Annotated in this window: 3 protein-coding genes; 1 reads left to right on the top strand and 2 read right to left on the bottom strand. The window is 59.2% G+C overall.

The window, feature by feature from the left end; genetic code table 11:
- The coding region (locus tag HKN37_12810) for a YeaH/YhbH family protein (GenBank protein ID NNE47528.1) at positions 1 to 978 on the bottom strand (978 nt) is incomplete at its 3' end.
- A gap of 6 nt (positions 979 to 984) precedes the next feature.
- Positions 985 to 2,907: a PrkA family serine protein kinase gene (locus HKN37_12815; GenBank protein ID NNE47529.1), complete on the bottom strand. Its 1,923-nt coding sequence runs from the start codon at positions 2,905 to 2,907 to the stop codon at positions 985 to 987.
- Positions 2,908 to 3,241: 334 nt separating this feature from the next.
- Here HKN37_12815 and HKN37_12820 point away from each other — a divergent pair.
- Positions 3,242 to 3,668, top strand: a 427-nt coding sequence (locus HKN37_12820) for a hypothetical protein (GenBank protein NNE47530.1), incomplete at its 3' end; no start/stop codon positions are given.

Below are 3,668 nucleotides of genomic sequence, written 5' to 3' on the forward strand. Positions count from 1 at the left end.
TTCCTGGACAATGGTTTTCATCAGCTCGAGGGCACTCGAGACGACGGTGCCGCCCGTCTCTCGCGAGTAGAAGAACTCCTGTTCGTCGACCTCGTCCGCCTTGGTGTGGTGCCGGATGAACACCACCTCGGTCTTCTCGTAGTGACGCTTCAGGAACAGGTGCAGCAGCACGAAGAAGCGCTTGGCGAGGTCCTTGATGTCCTGGGTCATCGATCCCGAAACGTCCATCAGGCAGAACATGACCGCGCTCGTGGTCGGCGTCGGCTGCTGGATCATGTTGTTGTACCTGAGATCGAAATCGTCGAGGAACGGGATGTTATTCAGGCGGCGACGCGCGCGTTCGAGCTGGTACTCGACCTCGCGGCGACGTTCGCTCGCCATCTCGCCGAGCGCCTCGAGCTCTTCCTCGAGGGCGCGGATCTCGCGCCTGATCGCCCCGCCCAGGGCGATACGTCTCGCCTTGGCGCCCCTCAGTGACTGGACGACGTTAAGGCGCGCCGGGATACCTTCCTTGAGATAGCCGCCTTTGACCATCTTGTAGGAATCGGAGTCCTTGAGCTGTTTGCGGACGAGGTTCGGCAACTCCAGGTCCTCGAACATGAAGTCGAGGAACTCCTGCTGGTTGAGTTCGAAGACGAACTCGTCCATGCCCTCGCCCTGGTCGCTGGCCTGCCCTCCGCCGCCGCCCCCGCCGCCGCCTTTCGGACGGTCGATGCGATCGCCGCGGACGAATTCCTTGTTGCCGGGCAGCACGCGGCGCTGCTTGCCGCCCTTGCCGTGGTGGAAGATCGGTTCCGAGATGTCCTTCTTCGGTATCGAGATCTCCTCGCCGCGCTCCATATCGGTGATGCTGCGCTTGTTCACAGCATCCGTGACGGCTTCCTTGATGTGCTTGCGGAAGCGCTTCAGGAAACGCTGACGGTTAACGGCGCTTTTCTGTTTGCCCTGCTTCCGTCGATCGATAATGAGGAACGCCATGACCGATCACTGCGACTTACGCACCCTCAGGTACCACTCGGACAGCAGCCGAACCTGCTTCCTCGTATAGCCATACTCCGTCAGGCGCTCGACGAAGTCCTCGTGCTTCTTCTGGTCGTCTTCGGAGGCACGCGGGTTGAAGGAGATGACCGGCAGCAGGTCCTCGGTGCTCGAGAACATCGTCTTCTCGATGACCAGCCGCAGCTTCTCGTAGCTGGTCCATTTCGGGTTATTACCGGCATTCTGGGCGCGGGCACGCAGCACGAAGTTGACGACCTCGTGGCGGAAGTCCTTCGGGTTGCCGATGCCGGCTGCCTTCTCGATCTTCTCGAGCTCGTCGTTGAGCGCCGCGTGGTCCAGTATCTCGCCGGTCTCCGGATTGCGGTAGTCCTGGTCCTGGATCCACAGGTCGGCGTAGGTGATGTAGCGATCGAAGATGTTCTGGCCATACTGCGAGTAGGACTCGAGGTAGGCCGTCTGGATCTCCTTGCCCAGGAAGTCGATGTAGCGCGGCGTCAGGTACTCCTTCAGGAAATTGACGTAACGGTCACGAATGTCCTCGGGGAATTGCTCCTGTTCGATCTGCTTCTCGAGCACATACAGCAGGTGCACCGGGTTCGCGGCCGTCTCCTCCGAGTCGAAGTTGAAGACCTTGGACAGGATCTTGAAGGCGAAACGCGTCGACAGGCCGTCCATGCCCTCATCGACGCCGGCAGCGTCGCGATATTCCTGGATGGACTTCGCTTTCGGGTCAACGTCCTTCAGGTTCTCGCCATCATAGACGCGAAGCTTCGAATAGATGCTGGAGTTCTCGTGTTCCTTGAGACGAGTGAGCACGGTGAACTGCGCGAGCATGCGCAGCGTGTCCGGCGCGCACGGTGATTCGCTGAGTGAACTGTTGCGGAGGAGCTTCTCGTAGATCTGTACCTCTTCAGTGACCTGCAGGCAGTACGGAACCTTGACGATATAGACGCGGTCGATGAAGGCCTCGTTATTCTTGTTGTTCTTGAACGACTGCCATTCCGCCTCGTTCGAGTGCGCCAGTATCACGCCCTCGAAGGGGATCGACCCGATCGCCTCGGTGCCGTTGTAGTTCATCTCCTGCGACGCCGTCAGCAGCGGGTGCAGCACCTTGATCGGCGCCTTGAACATCTCGACGAACTCCAGCAGGCCCTGGTTCGCGTGGCAAAGGCCTCCGGAGAATGCGTAGGCATCCGGATCGTTCTGCTTGAATTCCTCCAGCTTGCGGATGTCCACCTTGCCGACGAGCGAAGAGATGTCCTGGTTGTTCTCGTCACCGGGCTCGGTCTTCGCAACGGCGACCTGGTTGAGCACCGACGGATGATGCTTGACGACGCGGAACTGGCGGATATCGCCGTTGTACTCACGCAGGCGCTTGGCTGCCCACGGTGACATGATGCCCTGCACGTAGCGCTGCGGGATGCCGTATTCCTCTTCGAGGATCTTCGCATCTTCCTTCGGATTGAACAGACCCAGCGGTGACTCCTGGATCGGCGAACCCTTGAGCGAGTAGATCGGCTGTTCCTGCATCAGCTCCTTGAGCTTCTCCGCCAGCGACGACTTGCCGCCGCCAACCGGACCAAGCAGGTACAGGATCTGTTTCTTCTCCTCGAGGCCCTGGGCTGCATGCTGAAAGAACGACACGATCTGCTCGATGCACTCTTCCATCCCGTAGAAGTCGCCGAACTGCGGATAGCGTTTGATCAGTTTGTTGGAGTAGATGCGCGAAAGCCGGGGATCTTCGGCGGTATCGACGAGTTCGGGCTCGCCGATGGCGAGCAGCAGGCGCTCGGCAGCGGTAGCGTAAGCGGATGGATCTTTCTTACAGATGTCCAGGTATTCTTCGAGACTGTATTCTTCTTGTTGTGTATCTTCAAAGCGGGACTGGTATTGTCCGAAGATACTCATTGGCGTATTCCTCCAGGGTCAGTTTTGCCGATTCAATGCAGTCATCCTTTCCTTTGTGTCACCGTGAGTCACTTCACAACCCGATCCGTCATCAACAGCCGTTCATTGGCTTCTAGTACTGACCACAGGTTACGCGTCTCTGGCTGAACACTATGTGACGCAGCTAACATTTGTTTACATAAGACACCTCTACTTTACTTAATTGACCTGGTCAAGGCACGAATTGTTTCCGCGAAGCACGGCGCCGTGCGGGATGTGGTAATTCGCGACCCCTGTCCTTGCCTGGTGGGCACTGTGCGGCAGACTGGTCCCGTCACCAGCAGGAGCGGGACTCATGAAGAAACTGGGTGTGTATGTAGCGGCGGCGGTCGGGTTTGCGATCTACGGCGCCGCAACGGATGCCGACCGCGACAGCGCCGGCAACATCGTCGACGGTGGCAACGTCGATGCCTTCCAGGTCCGGGCAGGCGATTGCTTCGACGACGCCAGCTCCTACGACGCCGAGATCACCAGCCTGCCGGGCGTGCCGTGTTCAGAGCCCCACGACAACGAGGCATTCGCGGTGGTCGACCTGACGATCGCGAGTTACCCGGGCGACGAGACCATGTCGGACCTGGCCTACGATTCCTGCATGCAGCATTTCGAGTCATTCGTCGGCCGTGACTACGAGTCGTCGTCGCTCGACATCCTGACGCTGTACCCGTCTTCCGAGAGCTGGCAGCAGAACGATCGCGAGGTCGTCTGTGCCGTGTATGACATCA

Source organism: Rhodothermales bacterium (assembly GCA_013002345.1).
GTDB lineage: Bacteria > Bacteroidota > Rhodothermia > Rhodothermales > JABDKH01 > JABDKH01.

What these genes read in the sequence shown, in the direction of transcription:
- HKN37_12815 (NNE47529.1), bottom strand. Translation starts at nt 2,907, where the DNA reads ATGAGTATCTTCGGACAATACCAGTCCCGCTTTGAAGATACACAACAA.